Source organism: Gilliamella apicola (genome assembly GCF_000599985.1).
In the GTDB taxonomy this organism is placed as follows: domain Bacteria; phylum Pseudomonadota; class Gammaproteobacteria; order Enterobacterales; family Orbaceae; genus Gilliamella; species Gilliamella apicola.
In genome coordinates this window covers 2,898,272-2,914,525 of record NZ_CP007445.1, presented here as the reverse complement: position 1 = coordinate 2,914,525, position 16,254 = coordinate 2,898,272, and the positions used below count along the sequence as shown (strand labels likewise).

Annotated in this window: 21 protein-coding genes; 16 read left to right on the top strand and 5 right to left on the bottom strand. The window is 33.4% G+C overall.

What is annotated here, in order from left to right:
- Window positions 1-5 precede the first annotated feature (5 nt).
- Both fliS and fliT read left to right on the top strand, forming a co-directional pair.
- Window positions 6-383, top strand: coding sequence for a flagellar export chaperone FliS (gene fliS, locus GAPWK_RS13015; protein ID WP_025316653.1), 378 nt, complete (start codon window positions 6-8; stop codon window positions 381-383).
- Window positions 384-396: 13 nt separating this feature from the next.
- Window positions 397-744 (top strand): flagellar protein FliT, encoded by a 348-nt coding sequence (gene fliT / locus GAPWK_RS13010; RefSeq protein ID WP_025316652.1) that lies wholly within the window; start codon window positions 397-399, stop codon window positions 742-744.
- A 502-nt stretch (window positions 745-1,246) separates the two neighbouring features.
- Here the strand turns inward: fliT and GAPWK_RS13005 are convergent.
- Both GAPWK_RS13005 and fliE read right to left on the bottom strand, forming a co-directional pair.
- A complete protein-coding gene (locus tag GAPWK_RS13005; protein ID WP_146206964.1) occupies window positions 1,247-1,609 on the bottom strand; it encodes an STY0301 family protein in 363 nt (120 codons plus the stop codon).
- A gap of 300 nt (window positions 1,610-1,909) precedes the next feature.
- The gene (fliE, locus tag GAPWK_RS13000) at window positions 1,910-2,215 is read right to left on the bottom strand and encodes a flagellar hook-basal body complex protein FliE (protein ID WP_025316650.1); all 306 of its coding nucleotides are present in this window, start codon (window positions 2,213-2,215) and stop codon (window positions 1,910-1,912) included.
- Between the two features lie 172 nt (window positions 2,216-2,387).
- Here fliE and fliF point away from each other — a divergent pair, with 172 nt between their 5' ends.
- The 13 genes from fliF (at window position 2,388) to fliR (ending at window position 13,509) form a co-directional block, all read left to right on the top strand.
- Complete coding sequence (gene fliF / locus GAPWK_RS12995) at window positions 2,388-4,100, top strand: flagellar basal-body MS-ring/collar protein FliF (protein ID WP_025316649.1); 1,713 nt, start codon at window positions 2,388-2,390, stop codon at window positions 4,098-4,100.
- Entirely contained in the window at window positions 4,097-5,098 is a 1,002-nt protein-coding gene (gene fliG, locus GAPWK_RS12990) for a flagellar motor switch protein FliG (RefSeq protein ID WP_025316648.1), read from the top strand. Before fliF ends, fliG begins: the two co-directional genes overlap by 4 nt.
- Window positions 5,091-5,843, top strand: coding sequence for a flagellar assembly protein FliH (locus GAPWK_RS12985; protein WP_025316647.1), 753 nt, complete (start codon window positions 5,091-5,093; stop codon window positions 5,841-5,843). The genes fliG and GAPWK_RS12985 overlap by 8 nt, the downstream gene beginning before the upstream one ends.
- 8 nt (window positions 5,844-5,851) lie before the next feature.
- A complete protein-coding gene (gene fliI / locus GAPWK_RS12980; RefSeq protein WP_025316646.1) occupies window positions 5,852-7,216 on the top strand; it encodes a flagellar protein export ATPase FliI in 1,365 nt (454 codons plus the stop codon).
- 18 nt (window positions 7,217-7,234) lie between these two features.
- Window positions 7,235-7,696: a flagellar export protein FliJ gene (fliJ, locus tag GAPWK_RS12975; protein ID WP_025316645.1), complete on the top strand. Its 462-nt coding sequence runs from the start codon at window positions 7,235-7,237 to the stop codon at window positions 7,694-7,696.
- A complete protein-coding gene (locus tag GAPWK_RS12970) occupies window positions 7,686-9,131 on the top strand; it encodes a flagellar hook-length control protein FliK (RefSeq protein ID WP_025316644.1) in 1,446 nt (481 codons plus the stop codon). The genes fliJ and GAPWK_RS12970 overlap by 11 nt, the downstream gene beginning before the upstream one ends.
- Window positions 9,132-9,303: 172 nt before the next feature.
- Window positions 9,304-9,771: a flagellar basal body-associated FliL family protein gene (locus GAPWK_RS12965; RefSeq protein ID WP_025316643.1), complete on the top strand. Its 468-nt coding sequence runs from the start codon at window positions 9,304-9,306 to the stop codon at window positions 9,769-9,771.
- 56 nt (window positions 9,772-9,827) lie between these two features.
- A complete protein-coding gene (fliM, locus tag GAPWK_RS12960; protein WP_038518552.1) occupies window positions 9,828-10,823 on the top strand; it encodes a flagellar motor switch protein FliM in 996 nt (331 codons plus the stop codon).
- Window positions 10,816-11,196, top strand: coding sequence for a flagellar motor switch protein FliN (gene fliN / locus GAPWK_RS12955; RefSeq protein WP_025316641.1), 381 nt, complete (start codon window positions 10,816-10,818; stop codon window positions 11,194-11,196). Before fliM ends, fliN begins: the two co-directional genes overlap by 8 nt.
- Window positions 11,196-11,636 carry a flagellar biosynthetic protein FliO gene (fliO, locus tag GAPWK_RS14350; RefSeq protein WP_025316640.1) on the top strand — a complete coding sequence of 147 codons (441 nt, stop codon included), beginning with the start codon at window positions 11,196-11,198 and terminating at the stop codon, window positions 11,634-11,636. Before fliN ends, fliO begins: the two co-directional genes overlap by 1 nt.
- A 69-nt stretch (window positions 11,637-11,705) precedes the next feature.
- Window positions 11,706-12,383 carry a flagellar type III secretion system pore protein FliP gene (gene fliP / locus GAPWK_RS12945; protein WP_330981652.1) on the top strand — a complete coding sequence of 226 codons (678 nt, stop codon included), beginning with the start codon at window positions 11,706-11,708 and terminating at the stop codon, window positions 12,381-12,383.
- Between the two features lie 50 nt (window positions 12,384-12,433).
- On the top strand, window positions 12,434-12,703 hold the full coding sequence (gene fliQ, locus GAPWK_RS12940) for a flagellar biosynthesis protein FliQ (protein WP_025316638.1): 270 nt from the start codon (window positions 12,434-12,436) through the stop codon (window positions 12,701-12,703).
- A gap of 2 nt (window positions 12,704-12,705) precedes the next feature.
- A complete protein-coding gene (fliR, locus tag GAPWK_RS12935) occupies window positions 12,706-13,509 on the top strand; it encodes a flagellar biosynthetic protein FliR (RefSeq protein WP_025316637.1) in 804 nt (267 codons plus the stop codon).
- 232 nt (window positions 13,510-13,741) lie between these two features.
- Here fliR and GAPWK_RS12930 read toward each other — a convergent pair whose 3' ends face one another.
- The 3 genes from GAPWK_RS12930 to GAPWK_RS12920 all read right to left on the bottom strand — a co-directional run bounded on the left by GAPWK_RS12930 (window position 13,742) and on the right by GAPWK_RS12920 (window position 15,315).
- Window positions 13,742-14,077: a zinc ribbon domain-containing protein YjdM gene (locus GAPWK_RS12930; RefSeq protein ID WP_025316636.1), complete on the bottom strand. Its 336-nt coding sequence runs from the start codon at window positions 14,075-14,077 to the stop codon at window positions 13,742-13,744.
- Between the two features lie 99 nt (window positions 14,078-14,176).
- Window positions 14,177-14,956 (bottom strand): class I SAM-dependent methyltransferase, encoded by a 780-nt coding sequence (locus GAPWK_RS12925; protein ID WP_025316635.1) that lies wholly within the window; start codon window positions 14,954-14,956, stop codon window positions 14,177-14,179.
- An 11-nt stretch (window positions 14,957-14,967) separates the two neighbouring features.
- Window positions 14,968-15,315 carry a cupin domain-containing protein gene (locus GAPWK_RS12920; RefSeq protein WP_025316634.1) on the bottom strand — a complete coding sequence of 116 codons (348 nt, stop codon included), beginning with the start codon at window positions 15,313-15,315 and terminating at the stop codon, window positions 14,968-14,970.
- A 164-nt stretch (window positions 15,316-15,479) separates the two neighbouring features.
- Here GAPWK_RS12920 and GAPWK_RS12915 point away from each other — a divergent pair, with 164 nt between their 5' ends.
- Window positions 15,480-16,196 carry a Crp/Fnr family transcriptional regulator gene (locus GAPWK_RS12915; protein WP_025316633.1) on the top strand — a complete coding sequence of 239 codons (717 nt, stop codon included), beginning with the start codon at window positions 15,480-15,482 and terminating at the stop codon, window positions 16,194-16,196.
- Window positions 16,197-16,254 lie beyond the last annotated feature (58 nt).

Sequence of the window (16,254 nt, the reverse complement as noted above, 5' to 3'; positions counted from 1 at the left end):
TAACAATGTATAAAATGGGATCTCAAGCTTATAAACAAGTTAATTTAGAAACCAGTGTCAGTCAGGCATCACCACATCAGCTTATTGTTTTGTTATTTGACGGCGCACTTAATGCTATTCGACTCGCTGATTTATATATACAAAAAGGTGATATTGCAGGTAAAGGAAAAGCCATTTCCAAAGCAATTAATATCATTGATAATGGACTTAAAAGTTGTCTTGATTTAGATCAAGGTGGTGAAATTGCCGAAAACTTAGATCAGCTCTATCACTACATTAGCCAACAATTGATTTTAGCTAACTTACACAATGATAGGGAAAAACTGCAAACCTGTTTTGATTTGCTTGATAATATTGCTCAAGCTTGGCGAGAAATAGCATAAGGATGTAACAGCTTTGAATACTAATTTATTATTAGAACAATATGAGCAACTTAATTATGTTGTTGAACAAATGCTAATTGATACTCAAAAAGAAGATTGGGAATCTTTAATCAGTTGGCAACCAAAATATCATCAATTAACGGAAAATCTTAAATTAACTGATGGGTTAACTTTTATTGAAAGTATACCTTTACAACATCAAGATGTGATTAAAATGTATTTCAACAATATAATTAGTTATCATCAGCAATTAGTACAGTTAATGCATGCGCGGCGTAGAGAACTGAGCAAACTTATTGGCGAACAAGTTGATTATCAAACTAAAATAAACAGCTATCAAAAAATAGCCGACTTATTATAAGAACTAAATATTCTTGATCTTATTTACTAAGCAATTAGGTAACTAACTAAAAGTAATTGAGGAAAAGGTTTTTTACATACAAAAACTTCCTTTCCTCAAATTTTTTTATTGATTAATTTTAGATCGTTAACGTATAAACTTTACTTGTACTGGCGATTGGTTCATTTTGCTATAATTGGAACCTTTTGCATTAAGGGCAGATAACTTTCGGTGTTATTATACATATACTCACAAACCAATGAATTACCTAACAGTTCATTAGTATTAAGTGTCTATTTTATATCACCATTTCCAAGTTTTTTAGGTCTTAGTTCAGAGTGTAGATATACCTTGCCAATAAATAAACGAGCATTATAAAGTTTATAAGTGGCATTGCCCGCAGGAAAGATTGCTGGGCTAGACTATTTATTGATATAAAACTAAATAGGAAACTAACTGTTTGTTTTCTTATTCAATAATATAAAAATACATTTTATTTGAAAAATTTATCCCTAACAAATAATTATGGCATACACCTTGCCTGTTTTGGTGTGTTTATGACTTCACAATAACTGGCTTGTTTAATATGAAAAACGATGGAATGACCTTCATTATACGAACAAACGAAATAGGGATTGATTGTAGAGTTAAGTGTCCAGCGGAGTCTATCTTTGTTATCTATGTCAGGAACTAACTCAATGCCATTCCAAACTGGAGAATCGTATAAAGAAGCCGTATAGAATGAGTAAACACTGTGGCCATCAGACATTGTTGCAGGACAGCTAACTACTGGCGTTGAAGTTTGTTCCTGCGCCTGACAATTGGTTGAAACTATTGCTAGTAATAAACTGAAAAATAGTATTATTTTTTTTGTATTGTTTAACATAAGGTCTTTTTCCATTATTAGTAATCGAATCTAAAAAATTCCCATTTCTATTAGTTATCTTACAATACCGCTTCGATATTTACTATGCCGATTATATGTCATAATTTGTATGACGTTAAATATCAATAATCTAAATTATTTTAAAATAATAACAGGTTAAAAGGGAGCGAAGGATTTGTTGTTGTAGCTAAAATAGTGGTGAGGTTAAGCCAATTTACTATAAAAATTGGCGGTTAATTAATCATATTTTTTAAACTCAAATACCATTATCTAGTAGATAGTGAGCTATCTAATAATGGTTTAAACATTCATATTCATGATTTCTTGATATGCTGAAACTAATTTATTTCGAACTTGAATACCAAATTGTAATGAAACTGAAGATTTTTGCATATTAACCATTACTTCATTTAGAGAAACATTCGGTTCTCCCATTTCAAAAGCTTTAGCTGAATTATTAGCTTGTATTTGCAATTGGCTAATGTTATCTAATGCAGTTTTTAACTCATTAATAAAGTTATTCTCATCTGTTAATTGAGGCTTTGTTGCATATGGTGCATTTAAATTTGTAAGTTCAGTTGTATTTAATGTATTGATCGTTGTCATAACGGTTTGGTTGTTTTCATTTTGTCATTTTACGGTGCAATTTATCATACAAGGCAAAAACTAAATGGCATAAGTAAGGGACAAATGCTGTGTTTTTTTAGCTATTGATTTTTATTAATACAAAGATAATAGAGCCTAGAATTAATCTAATCAGCTTAGCATTAGGATTTTTATGGCTAGCCAAACAGTCGATGGTAAAGGCGAATCAAAATTAAATAAGTTACCTTTTATAAATCAAATAAAACAAAATGCCAAAATGGCATGGTCAATTGCAGCTGTTATTGCTATTGCTATTATCAGTATCATCTATTTATGGGCTAAAGATGATTCTTATAGTGTTTTATTTAGTAATTTAAATGATAAAGATGGTGGCGAGATTATCAGCCAACTCGATAAGATGAATATTCCCTATAAATTTTCATCGTCTGGTTCGACTATCTTAATTCCTGAAGATAAAGTTTATGATACGCGTTTGCGTATTGCTCAACAAGGACTGCCTAAAGGTGGCGCTGTTGGCTTTGAGTTGCTCGATAAAGAAAGTTTTGGTATGAGTCAATTCAATGAACAGATAAATTACCAACGTGCTTTGGAGGGCGAATTATCCAGAACAATATCGATTATAAGTAGCATTGATGATGCGAGAGTGCATTTGGCGATGCCTAAACCATCATTATTTGTCAGAGAACGAAAATTTCCTTCCGCATCTGTGGCATTAACACTATTACCCGGTCGTAGCTTATCACAAGGTCAAATTGATGCCATTATTCATTTAATTTCAAGTAGCGTACCAGAATTACAGGCAGATAAAGTCACAATTATTGATCAACATGGTCATCTATTAACAGGTGAAAATTATCGAGACAGAAATGCCAATGTGGCGCAATTAGAATTCAGTGAACGCATCGAAAACAGTGTTCGTGAGCGGGTTGAAAAAATTATTATCCCTATTTTGGGTAAAAATAATGTTCGGGTGCAAGTGAATGCTGAGGTTGATTTTAGTCGACAAGAATCAACATCAGAAATTTATGATCCTAATAGTGATATTGCCAAGCAAACTATTCGCAGTAAACAGTTAACGGAAAATCGGCAATTAATTAATAGCTATGGTATTGGTGGTGTGCCAGGTGCGTTATCTAATCAGCCCATTCCTACATCAAGTGCTCCTATTGATGAAGACAAGGAATCCAAAGATATTACTGATAAGTCGCAACCGAGTAACTGGCAATCGAATAATACCTTAAATTATGAAGTTAATCGGCAAGTTGTACATAGCCAAATACCCGAGGGGCGTATTAAACGTTTATCGGTTGCAGTGTTAGTTAACTACAAGTTTGTGACCAATGAATTAGAGAATAATGAGACAAATGAGAATAATGATGAAAATAAATCATCACTTCCAACTGAACAATGGGTAAAACTTGATAGTAATGAATTAAACAATATTGAATCATTAGCTCGTCAAGCGATGGGGTTTTCTCAATTACGTGGCGATAGTTTAACTGTTGCCAATTTGAAATTTACCGATCAAGAATCTGATGAAGAGAGTGGTATTGCATTTTGGAAAACGCCTGAATTTTACGATTCTATCAAAACAGGCGGTAAGTATTTAATCTATATTTTAATCATTTGGATTATCTGGCGAAAAGCATTGCGTTCAGTATGGCTGAAATTACAACGACATTACTTAAGTTTTAATAATAAAGAGGTTGATGACCATATAACGCTAGATGAGAAATTAGATTATAAAGCGCACAGTAAACAGCAGCAGAAAATATTTGAAGATAATATGCAACAACAACAATATATTCGTAAAATTGTCGAGAAAGACCCTCGAGTTATGGCATTAATTATTCGTGGTTGGTTGAATAAGGAGGACACAGAATGATGAATTTAAGTGAATCTCAAAAAGCCGCCACAGTAATGATGATATTAGGAGAAAATCTTGCTGCCAAAGTGATGCAATATCTTAGTTCTAAAGAGGTACAACATATCAGTAGTGCGATGATGTCTTTACCACAGCTTTCGCAAGATCAATTGAAAAGCGTCCTTAATGAATGTCAATTTACACTTGAAAATTGTGCAGTTTTAACTACCGATAAAGATGGTTATTTACGTTCAATACTCGAAAAATCTATAGGCACTGAAAAAACCGAACGTTTACTTGATGAGTTGTTAGAAACAAATCGTGAAGAAGCTACCGATGGACTTGAAATGCTTAATTTTGTTGATGCTGCACGCGCAGTTGATCTGGTTAAAAAAGAGCATCCACAAATTATTGCTACTATTTTAGTTCATCTAAATCGAGATTTAGCTGCTGAAATTTTAAATCTTTTTGATGACGAATTACGTAATGATGTCATGTTACGTATTGCAACTTTTGGTGGTGTTGAACCATCAGCTCTACAAGTTTTATCGACATCATTATCTACATTATTACATGGTCAAAATATTAAACTTAATAATATGGGTGGGATTCGTACTGCTGCTGAAATTATTAATTTAATGAAATCACATCAAGAAGAGCTTGTTATTAATGCGTTACGTGATTATGACAATGAACTTGCTCAAAAAATTATTGATGAAATGTTCTTATTTGAAAATCTGGTTGAAGTCGATGACAGAAGTATCCAACGTCTACTTAAAGAGGTCGATAATGAAACATTAATTATTGCCTTGAAAGGTGCGTCAAGCACATTACGTGATAAGTTATTAAGTAATATGTCACAACGTGCCGCATCTATTTTACGTGAAGATCTGGAAAATAGACCACCAGTTCGCTTATCACAAGTTGAAACAGAACAGAAGAAAATTTTGGTTATTGCGCGTCGCTTAGCAGAAAGTGGTGAAGTGATCTTGAGTAGTGGTGATGATGAGTATGTATAATCAACCCAGTAGATTAAACTGGAAACCACTTAGTTTTCAGGATTTAACATCAGTAACGTTATCGAAATTAAGTACCAACGATAGTGCCCAAGAAAGTGAAAGTTGCCAGCCTGAACAGGAATTAGAGTTAGTTGAATCGACTAAAGAACCTGATATCGATCAAGAAATACTTGAGCAGTTAAAGCAAGAAGTTAAAGCTCAAGCTTATCAAGAAGGATTTACTTTAGGTCAAACTGAAGGTTTTGATATAGGTAAAAAGTCTGGCTATGAACAGGGATTTGCGCTTGGACAGCAAGAAGGACGTCAACAGATAGAGCAGCAACTTAGTGATGAAAAGTTAAAAGCGGCTGAAAACATAACGGATCTAATTCGCAATTTTCAGCAGTCAATTAATGAAATTGATGAGTTAATCGTGCCCAAATTAATTGATTTAGCAATGCTTGCTGCACAAAAAACCGTTGGAACTCTTTCTAAAGTCAAACAAAAGCAGTTGGTCTTTACGATACAAATGCTTATTGAGCAGTGTTCGATGTTATCAGAGCCGATTTTATTGCATCTTAACCCTGATGATCTGTTGTGGTTAGAACCAATAATGAATGAAGAGATTAAACAATATCATTGGCAAGTTATCGCCGATCCTAATATTGAAAGTGGTGGTTGTAAAATTTTTACAGATACCAATGAAATTGATACCAATGTTACCAATCATTGGCAAATCATGTCCGATTGTTTACATGAAACATGAGCATTAATATGACTTACTCATCTCAATGGATCAATAAAATAGACCAAGCTACGCAGCAACTTCAATCCTTATCCTTAATTCGCCAATATGGGCGCTTAGTTAAAGCATCGGGATTAGTTCTTGAAGCTGTGGGATTAAAATTACCATTAGGTTCAAACTGTTTTGTTGAGCGACAATCTAATGGTCAACTTGATGCGGTTGAGTGTGAAGTGGTTGGATTCAATGGGCAAACATTATTTTTGATGCCATTTGAGGCAACGGACGGCATTTTATTAGGTGCCAGAGTTTATACTTCACAATATGATTTAGCGCATTTTAGCCATAAATTATTACCCGTCGGTATGGCGTTATTGGGTCGAATCGTTGATGCCATGGGTAAACCATTAGATGGCAAACCATTGTCAGAACATATTGAATATGCTGGTTTAGTTAATAAAACACTCAACCCTTTAAATCGTACTCCCATTCATCAGGTTCTGGATGTTGGGGTCAGAGCCATCAACGCATTATTAACTGTTGGACAAGGCCAACGGATGGGGTTATTTGCTGGTTCGGGTGTTGGTAAGAGTGTTTTACTCGGTATGATGGCGCGTTATACACAAGCCGATATTATTGTTGTAGGCTTGATTGGTGAACGTGGACGAGAAGTTAAAGATTTTATTGAAAATATTTTAGGTGAAGAAGGTTTAGCTCGTGCTGTTGTGGTCGCCGCACCAGCCGATGTATCACCATTATTACGTTTGCAAGGCGCGGCTTATGCAACAAGAATTGCTGAAAGCTTTCGCGATCAAGGTTTTAATGTGTTATTAATTATGGATTCTTTAACTCGCTATGCTATGGCGCAACGAGAAATTGCCTTAGCAATAGGTGAACCTCCAGCGACCAAAGGATATCCTCCTTCTGTATTTGCAAAATTACCAGCACTTGTTGAAAGAGCCGGCAATGACGATCATGGTAAAGGAGCAATTACTGCTTTTTATACGGTTTTAACCGAAGGTGATGATCAACAAGATCCGATAGCTGATTCGGCTAGGGCAATATTAGATGGGCATATTGTTTTGTCGCGTACACTTGCTGAGTCAGGTCACTATCCTGCTATTGATATTGAAGCATCTATTAGTCGAGTAATGACCGATCTTACCGCTACTAAAGATGAAAAGAAATCACGCTTGTTTAAACAGCTATTTTCCAGTTTTCAACGTAATCGCGATTTAATTAATGTTGGCGCCTATGTGGCAGGTACTGATCCTTTGCTAGATAAGGCGATAACTTTATATCCAGCCATGCAAAAATTTTTGCAACAAGGTATTTACGAACATTGTGGATATGAAGATGCGTGCCAACAATTAGCTGCGATTGTGAGCCAACATTAATCGGTTAGGAAAGTAATCATGAATAAAAATCCTTCACAATTAGCCTTTTTAACCTTAAAAAAGTTAGCGCAAAAATCAGTTGACGATAATTTACTTAAGTTAAAAAAAGCAAATGAGAATCAGGATAAAGCACGGTCTCAACTCAATGTTTTAAATGATTACTATGTTGAGTATCAACAAAAACTGAATGATGCTTTATCTGGCGGCATAAAAGGATATGAATTAAATAATTTTAATGCCTTTATTGCCACTATTGAGCAAGGGATAGAGCAGCAAAAAAAACTGTTACTAACCTTAGATATCAAACAGAAGCAGATTACTAACCAGCTTAATCAATCACAAAAAAGTTTGAATACTTATACCACATTGTTAAATAAGCAATATAACAAATATTTACAACAGCAAAATCGTTTACAACAAAAACTGACTGATGAATTTGCTCAGCAACAATTAGCAAGGAGGTTATTGAGTGAATATTAATGTAACTGGTAATTTAAACTTAATGTCAGTGTATCAATCAGATTTTGTTATTAAAGATACCATTGATAATGATAGTAGTTTGTTTGAGCAATTACTGTTACTGAGTGAACAGTATAGCCAACCTGCTAATAAGCCAACGCAAACCAAATCCAGCGATATTGATAATGAGGAACTTGATGATAATAACGCAACTGATAATGAGTTAACTATTGGCGGTTATCCAGTTGCTGTTGAGTATTTCGAACACGAAAAATTGGCTATTATCAGTGCTACAGAGATAAACGCTGTAGAAAACAGGGATATACCCACTAACCCATCTTCACTGCCAACAAATAAGGTAAATTTTGAAATTTTACAAGATAATCTGTTGAACAATTTACCGACAAACTCATTAGACAGTGAGCCAATTAACGAAGTTATTCATGATGAAGGGAATGTAGTTAGCTTGATAACGCAACAAAATAATTTTATATCATTATTTGAAGCTAAACATCACGCTGACAATACTCTTATCAATCCCAAAAATACTGAAATTAATCATAACACGAGTAATTATCTATCTAATTCATCAAATAATTTATCAAATATTAGTGATGTTATGCCAAAAATGGTTTCCGCTCAAACTGATTTTGTTATGAATTTAGAGAGTAACGATGTAATAGCGCCTATCCATCAAGTCTCTAACTTGATAACGCAACAAAATAATTTTATATCATTATTTGAAGCAAAACGTCATGCTGACACTACTTTTATCAATCCCAAAAATACTGAAATTAATCATAGCACGAGTAATTATCTATCTAATTCATCAAATAATTTATCAAATATTAGTGGTGTTATGCCAAAAATGGTTTCCGCTCAAACTGATTTTGTTATGAATTTAGAGAGTAACGATGTAATAGCGCCTATCCATCAAGTCTCATCTTTGTCATCATCGATAACCAATGAACCTAGTCTGTTATTGCCAGCTAATTCGACTGTAACTACTTACACAATGGATTTATCAATGCCAGTTAATGTTGAGCAATGGCAAAAATCGTTAACTCAGCATATTATGATGTTTAATCATAAAGGAACGCAAAGTGCCGAAATTAAATTACATCCTCAAGAATTAGGTTCGTTACATATTAAACTTGCTATAACTGATGATAATATCAATCTTCATATGATGACTGAACATAATATGGTAAAAGGGGTGTTAGAATCTGCATTACCATTTTTAAGAACTTCATTACAAGAACAAGGTTTTACCTTACAACAAACCGATATAAGTGATTTTTCGATGATGAGAGATGGCGAGCAATCAGCGATGCATCATGAAAATAATCATCGTCAACAATCGAATACTGTTGTGCCAAAAAAAGTAGACAAAATTAATGAGCAGCCAAACAACGAAAAACATCTTGTTAAATCTGGATTGAGCGTATTTGCTTAAAAGATAGAGGGTGATTTATTCTCAACTTAGTCTCTTAAAAATAAGTTGAAAACGTTAAATAGGTATTATTTTTGTTGTTTATTCTTCAAATCAATTTTACGAGTTTGATTTATTATTTTTCTCATTATTACCATTTAATGGTTATAAATTTTTTATTGAGATAAGAATAAATATGCCAACTACTCCAAAGAAAGTGAATATTTTGAACTTAATACTTATTCTCATCACGCTGTTAGCATTAGGTACAGCTGTTTATTTATGGTTGCAAAATCAATCAAAAACCATGGCTAAAACGCAGGATGAAATAACTATTGTATCGCCAGTTTTTTTAACCTTAAAGCCTTTTACTGTATCATTACCAACCTCAGAAGATAGTGGTGATATTAATAAAATTTTTTATGTTGGTATGGTATTGCGTGTTGCCGATGAAGATCAAAAAACCGTGTTACTAGAATATTTACCTGAAGTTAGGAGTGATATACTTCTTCTATTATCTAAACAATATGTTAATACATTAAAAATAGAAGTAGGTAAATCTGAATTACAAGAACAGATAAAAAATACATTATCACGCCAATATGATATCAAACATTCGGTAAAAATTGACGAAGTGCTCTTTACTGATTTTATTATACGGTGATAGTTATGTCTGATAAACATAAACCGATAATAGACATTAGTGACGACAATGATACTATGGTTGTGTCAGCAAATTCAGTTGCCAATGAAGATAATGCTATTGATAATAACGTTGTATCATTACCATCAGGCAAAAAAGCCGATGTTAAACCTTATGATTTATCGGTTAAACACCGTTTTATTCCTGAACGTTTAACCGCATTAGAAATAATTAATGAACGTTTTGCTCGTCAGTTCAGGATAGGTTTATTTAATCTATTACGTCGTAATACTGATGTAATTGCATCTCCAATTGAAACACAAACCTTTAAATATTTTTCTAATATTTCATCAACATATCATTTGAACTTAGTGCATCTTAATCCTTTACGAGGCTCTTGTTTATTTTCTTTTTCACCCGAATTAGTCTTTATTGTGGTTGATACTTTATTTGGTGGAGATGGGCATACAAATAAGGTTGCAACAGAAGGTCGTGAGTTTACTCATACTGAACAACAAATCATTAAACGAGTTTTAGAGTTAGCATTAACCATTTATCAAAGTGCTTGGGCAGATATCTATTCAGTTGAAACGGAGTATACTCGCTCAGAAATACAAAGTAAGTTTACTAATATTACTACTTCTCCTGATGATGTTGTATTAACTAGCAAATTTAAGATTGAGATTGGTAGCTTTAAAGCGACATTTTATATTTGCATCCCTTATGCTATGGTTGAACCAATCAAAGAATTATTAATAAAACCGCCTATCGAACAGCAAACTTATCAAGATGATAATGTTTGGATGAGTTCATTAACCTCAGGCATTAAGCAATCAACTGTCGAATTAGTTGCTAACTTTGTTCGTATTCATACCTCTGTCTCTAAACTATTAGCGTTAAAAACTAATGACATTTTAATGATCGATAAACCGAACCAACTAGATGTTACCGTCGGTGGTGTGCCAGTGCTAAAAGGTCATTACGGTAAAGTTAATAAACAATATGCAATTCAAGTAGAACAGGTTATTAATCCTGTAATAGAACAATTAAATGAGGGAATGCAAAATGACTGATATCAGACAAGATAGTGAAGATATCCCGAAAGTCGATGAAAACAGTGATGAATTATCTACTCAAGGCGTTATTTTTGAAACACTATCACCACAACAAACCGAAGAACAAAAGCAGGATATTAATCTTATTTTAGATATTCCGATTGATTTGAGTGTCGAACTTGGTCGAACCAAAATGGCAATTAAAGATTTGTTGAATCTAACTCAAGGATCCGTAATTGCATTGGATGGTCTTGCCGGTGAACCTTTAGATATATTAATTAATGGTTATTTAATTGCCCAAGGCGAAATTGTGGTTGTCGGTGATAACTATGGCGTGCGTATCACCGATATTATAACTCCATCAGAGCGTGTACGCAGGTTGAGTCGTTAATGGATATTATACACGAAAATAAGGCTCAGCCTTCAATATCAGCAACAGATACAATTGCGATAACTTCTGTATCACCTGAATTAAAAGTCAACACGCAAATGGCTACATCAATGGGCATGTCGCTTATCGGTGTGATTGCTGTGATTTTGTTTTTAGGGTGGATAGTAAAACGTTTTAATTGGAAAAATCCTAATAAACAATTAATTGAGGTGAAAGCAACCTATAATATCAATCCTAAAGAACGGATCGTTTTAGTTCATGTCGATCATCAATTATTAGTTGTTGGCGTAACTGGGCAGCAGATGACTTTACTGCATACTATAAATGAACAACGAACCGATATGCTACTAGCAGAACCTTCTTCAGGAGTGAAAGATTTTTCCAAAAATAGGATGTTTGAGCAAATGTTACAGTCTATTTTGAAAGTAAGAAAGGAGTAATTGGTAGTGCGGTTAAAATCTGTTATTTTGCTAAGCTTGTTGTCGATTAGCCAATATAGCTTTGCTGAAATTTCGCCGTTATCAATCATTACTCATACTACATTGGACAATGAACAAAGCTGGTCATTACCCGTAGAAACATTAGTTTTTTTGACTTTACTGTCTTTTATTCCTGCAATACTACTGTTAATGACCAGCTTTACCCGCATTATTATTGTGTTGGGTTTATTGCGTAATGCTCTAGGGACACAATCGGCACCACCTAACCAAGTTATTTTAGGTATTGCTCTTTTTATGACATTTTTCATTATGTCACCTGTGACTGATAAAATTTATCAAGATGCTTATACACCTTATTCACAAAATCAAATCACTATGCAAGAAGCGTTATCCATAGCAACTAAACCATTGCAGGCGTTTATGCTTACTCAAACTCGAGAAAATGATTTAGCGTTATTTGTGAATATGTCCCATCAAAACGAGATCCAAAGTCGTGAAGATATTCCTTTAAAAGTTTTGGTTCCTGCTTTTGTGGTCAGTGAGTTAAAAACCGCTTTTCAAATAGGTTTTACGATTTTTATTCCTTTCTTAATTATTGATTTAGTGGTAGCCAGTACACTTATGGCATTAGGGATGATGATGGTTCCACCTGCAACAGTATCATTACCATTTAAGTTAATGTTGTTTGTATTAGCAGATGGTTGGCACTTATTACTTGGTTCATTAGCACAAAGCTTCTTTAGTTAGGGAATTTTAGTTAAGTAATTTTAGTCAAGAAATTCGAATAAAGGAACAACATGTCACCTGAGTATATTAGTACCTTGGCCATACAAGCCATAAAAGTCGCAGCATCTCTTGCTGGTCCTTTACTGTTAGCCGCTTTAGTTACTGGGTTAATCATTAGTTTATTGCAAGCGGCTACGCAAATTAACGAAATGACATTATCATTTATTCCCAAAATTTTAGCAGTTATCGTCGTTTTAGTTATTTTGGGACCATCGATGTTATCAACGATGATTGATTATATTCAAATTGTTATCACCGATATTCCTAACTTAACTCATTAAAAATGATAGATTTTAATATTAACAGCCTATTTAATATTGATTTCTTTTCTTGGATTAACGATGTTTTTTTTCCATTTGTCCGTATTTTGGCATTAATTATGGTTGCACCCATTTTTGGTGAAAAAGAGGTGCCAAATCGCACAAAAATTGGTTTAGCATTAGTAATTGTTATGCTCCTACCACTTCCTCATCTTGATGAGAATATAAAAATCTATTCCCTAATGGGAATATGGGTTATTGCTCAGCAAATAATGATTGGTGTGTTGATTGGTTTTACCATGCAACTTGCATTTATAACAGTCAGAATTGCGGGTGAATTAATTGGAATGCAAATGGGACTGGGAATGGCAACATTTTTTGATCCAGTTGGCGGACCTTCCACTTCAGTTTTATCTCGCTTAATTAATATTATAGCGTTACTGATTTTTTTAAGTTTAGATGGTCATTTATGGTTATTGTATGGTATTTCAAATAGCTTTGATATTGTTCCAATTAGACTTATGTCATTACCTGCAAATGGCTATTTATCCTTAATTGAGATAAGTAATCAACTGTTTATCAATGGCATTATGTTGGCACTTCCTTTAATGACTTTATTATTAATCATCAATATATCATTGGGGTTGTTAAATAGAATTACACCACAATTATCGATTTTTGTGGTTGGTTATCCACTAACACTATTGTTAGGATTAATCATGTTAAGCTATTTAATTTCGATGTTACCGACATTTACTGAGTTTATTTTTGAACAGATGTTTAATCACATTTCTGTTATTTTATGGTTTTTAAGCGGTGTTCAGTAATGTGATATTGATTATATAATTGAGAAATTTATTAATTTTATTCCTATCTGAATTATCTTTTTCATTAGCTATCCATTACATTAAATGATCATTTTTTGTAAAAAAGTTTCAGATTAACTATACGTTTCAGTATAAAAATTGGGTGAATTAAGCTAAACGATAATTTGAAAAAGATGAGTTAAAACTAAACAAGAAAGGAATGCTGATATAATCAGCATTTTATTTATATCAATTAAGCTTTTTTTACAAAACAAGCTTTAAGCATGATTTTCATGCCATCAATTTTACAATCGATCTCATGATCGCCTTCGACTAAACGAATACCTTTGGCTTTAGCGCCTTTTTTCAAAACGGTAGAAGAACCTTTTAATTTAAGGTCTTTAATTAAAATAATATCGTCGCCATCAGCAAGTAAGTTACCATTACTGTCTTTTACTTGTAATCCTTCATCGGTTGAAGCAATATCGTTCGGATCCCATTCGTGAGCACATTCAGGGCAAACATAAAATGAACCATCATGATAAGTATGTTCAGACTGGCAAACAGGGCAGTTAGGTATAGATTCCATGGGTATGAATAATCCAAGTTAAATAAAATGGCGTTTACTATAGCAAAAAAACGCTATTAAGTCATGGTATTCCCATTTTCAATAGCGTTATAGTGGTTATCAAATGGCTGATTTAGGTTTGATAGAACAGATGGCTATATAATTAAGTTGGTTTCGGTATTGTTTGAATGTTTTAAACATTTTAAAAAATTGTGGTCGATTTTGTTTACGTAGTGCATTGCGAATAATTCTGAATGTTCCTAATAAACCTTCATCATAAACCATGCCTTTAGGAGACATTAATGTCATGGCAGCATGTTGTGATTGAATATCAATAAATCCAACATCAGCAAAAAGGGCATGCCAAGATTCATAGCTAATCGGCTGGGCATTAACATTAATTGCTTGATGAATTCGTCCTATAACTTCTTGTGATTGTGCTGGATTAACTAGCATAATATCGTGAGTAAGGAGTTTGCCTCCTGGCTTTAATACTCGATAATACTCTTTAATTAAATGCGTTTTAGCTTTATTCGCATACATTGTTAACATCGCTTCGTTAATCACTATGTCAAAACTATTATCGGCAAAGGGCAATGTTGATGCATTAGCTTGTTGTATATCAACTAAATGAGTAACTTTATTTTTAATAACATTTTGCTTTGCTTTTTCTAAAGCAAGTTTATCCATATCTACACCAATTATATGGCAACCGAAACGCTGGGCAATTTCGATAGATGTTGTACCCATGTTGCACGCAATTTCAAGTACCTGACTTTGTGGTGTAAAGTGTGCTTGTTTAAATAACCATTCAGTAGCTTTTCTACCACCCGGGCGTAATCTGGTTTTTCCTAGGCGAGCAAGAAATTTGTGCCCAGCTTCTTTTTTTATGTCGTCCATTATATAGCACCTTAATTAGCATTTAGTGTAATTTCTCTTAACATGATGAGTAGCATTTTAGCTGCTTGTGGAGCTTCAACCGCATGAGGAACGTTAGCAGGCATTCTGACTATAGTACCGGGTACAGCTTTAACGGGTTGGCCATCAATAATCAAGGTTAGTTCACCTTCAATAACCATGACAATGGCATCAAAAGGGGCACTATGTTCGGATAATCCTTGCCCTTTATCAAACGCAAAGAGCGTTAAATTGCCACCTGTTGTTTTAGCTAAAATCCGACTGGCAATACTTTGTTCTGTTGCGTTAATTAATGAGGTGATTTCGAATGCTTGAGCAGGGTTAATGGTATTATTTGGCATAAACGACTCCTATATTAAGTGAGTAAATAAGTTATTGTGACTTTAAGAATAAAGCCATATGTTTCATATGGTTATTTAATAATTTAAAGTAATTATCAGTATTGAAATAAGAACTATTATCAATTATATTGAATTCATTCTAGAAGCATCTTTAGGCAAAACCTATGATATTTGTCAAAAATATACCAACTGAGCAACAGATTTTTGGTTGGTTAACTCAAGTTGAGTTGTTTCAAGGATTAGATAAAGAGGCGTTAATGCCTATTATTGAAAATGCTAGCTATAAAGAATTGATAAAAGGAGAAATGATCAGTTATGAAGGTAAACCCTTATCTTGTTGTGTGCTTGTTTTAACTGGGGAAGTTGAAGTTTATCGTAGTACTTATTTAGGTGAAGAAAAGATTTTTGGTATTTTTTATCATTATCAATTAGTGGCTATTGCCGCTATCTTTATGCCACATAATCGTTTTCCAATGACGATTAGAGCTAAAACAGATTGTTCGGTATTATTAATTGAAAAACAGAGTTTATTGCAAGTTTGCAAAACTAATCCTATTATTATGCAACGTTTATTAATACGTTTTAGTACTAAATTATATGAGCAAATAAATAATATCGATTGGTTAACTTCAAGCTCCTCAGAACAGCGTTTGGCTAGTTATTTGTTATCATTATGTTCTTCCAGTAACACTTATCAATTTATATTGCCTATTTCACATGGTCAGTTAGCGACAAAGTTAGGTATTCGTTATGAAACGTTAAGCCGATTAATGTCGAACTGGCGAAAACAAAAAATTATTCAAGTTGAAAATAATCGAATTAATATACTGAATGACGCTTATTTGAAAGAGCTTACTCTACCTTTTCAACGTTCATTTTAAAAAAGTGGTTAGTGTTTAGAAATAATCTTTTATAAAAGACAAATAAAGTTTATAAAAA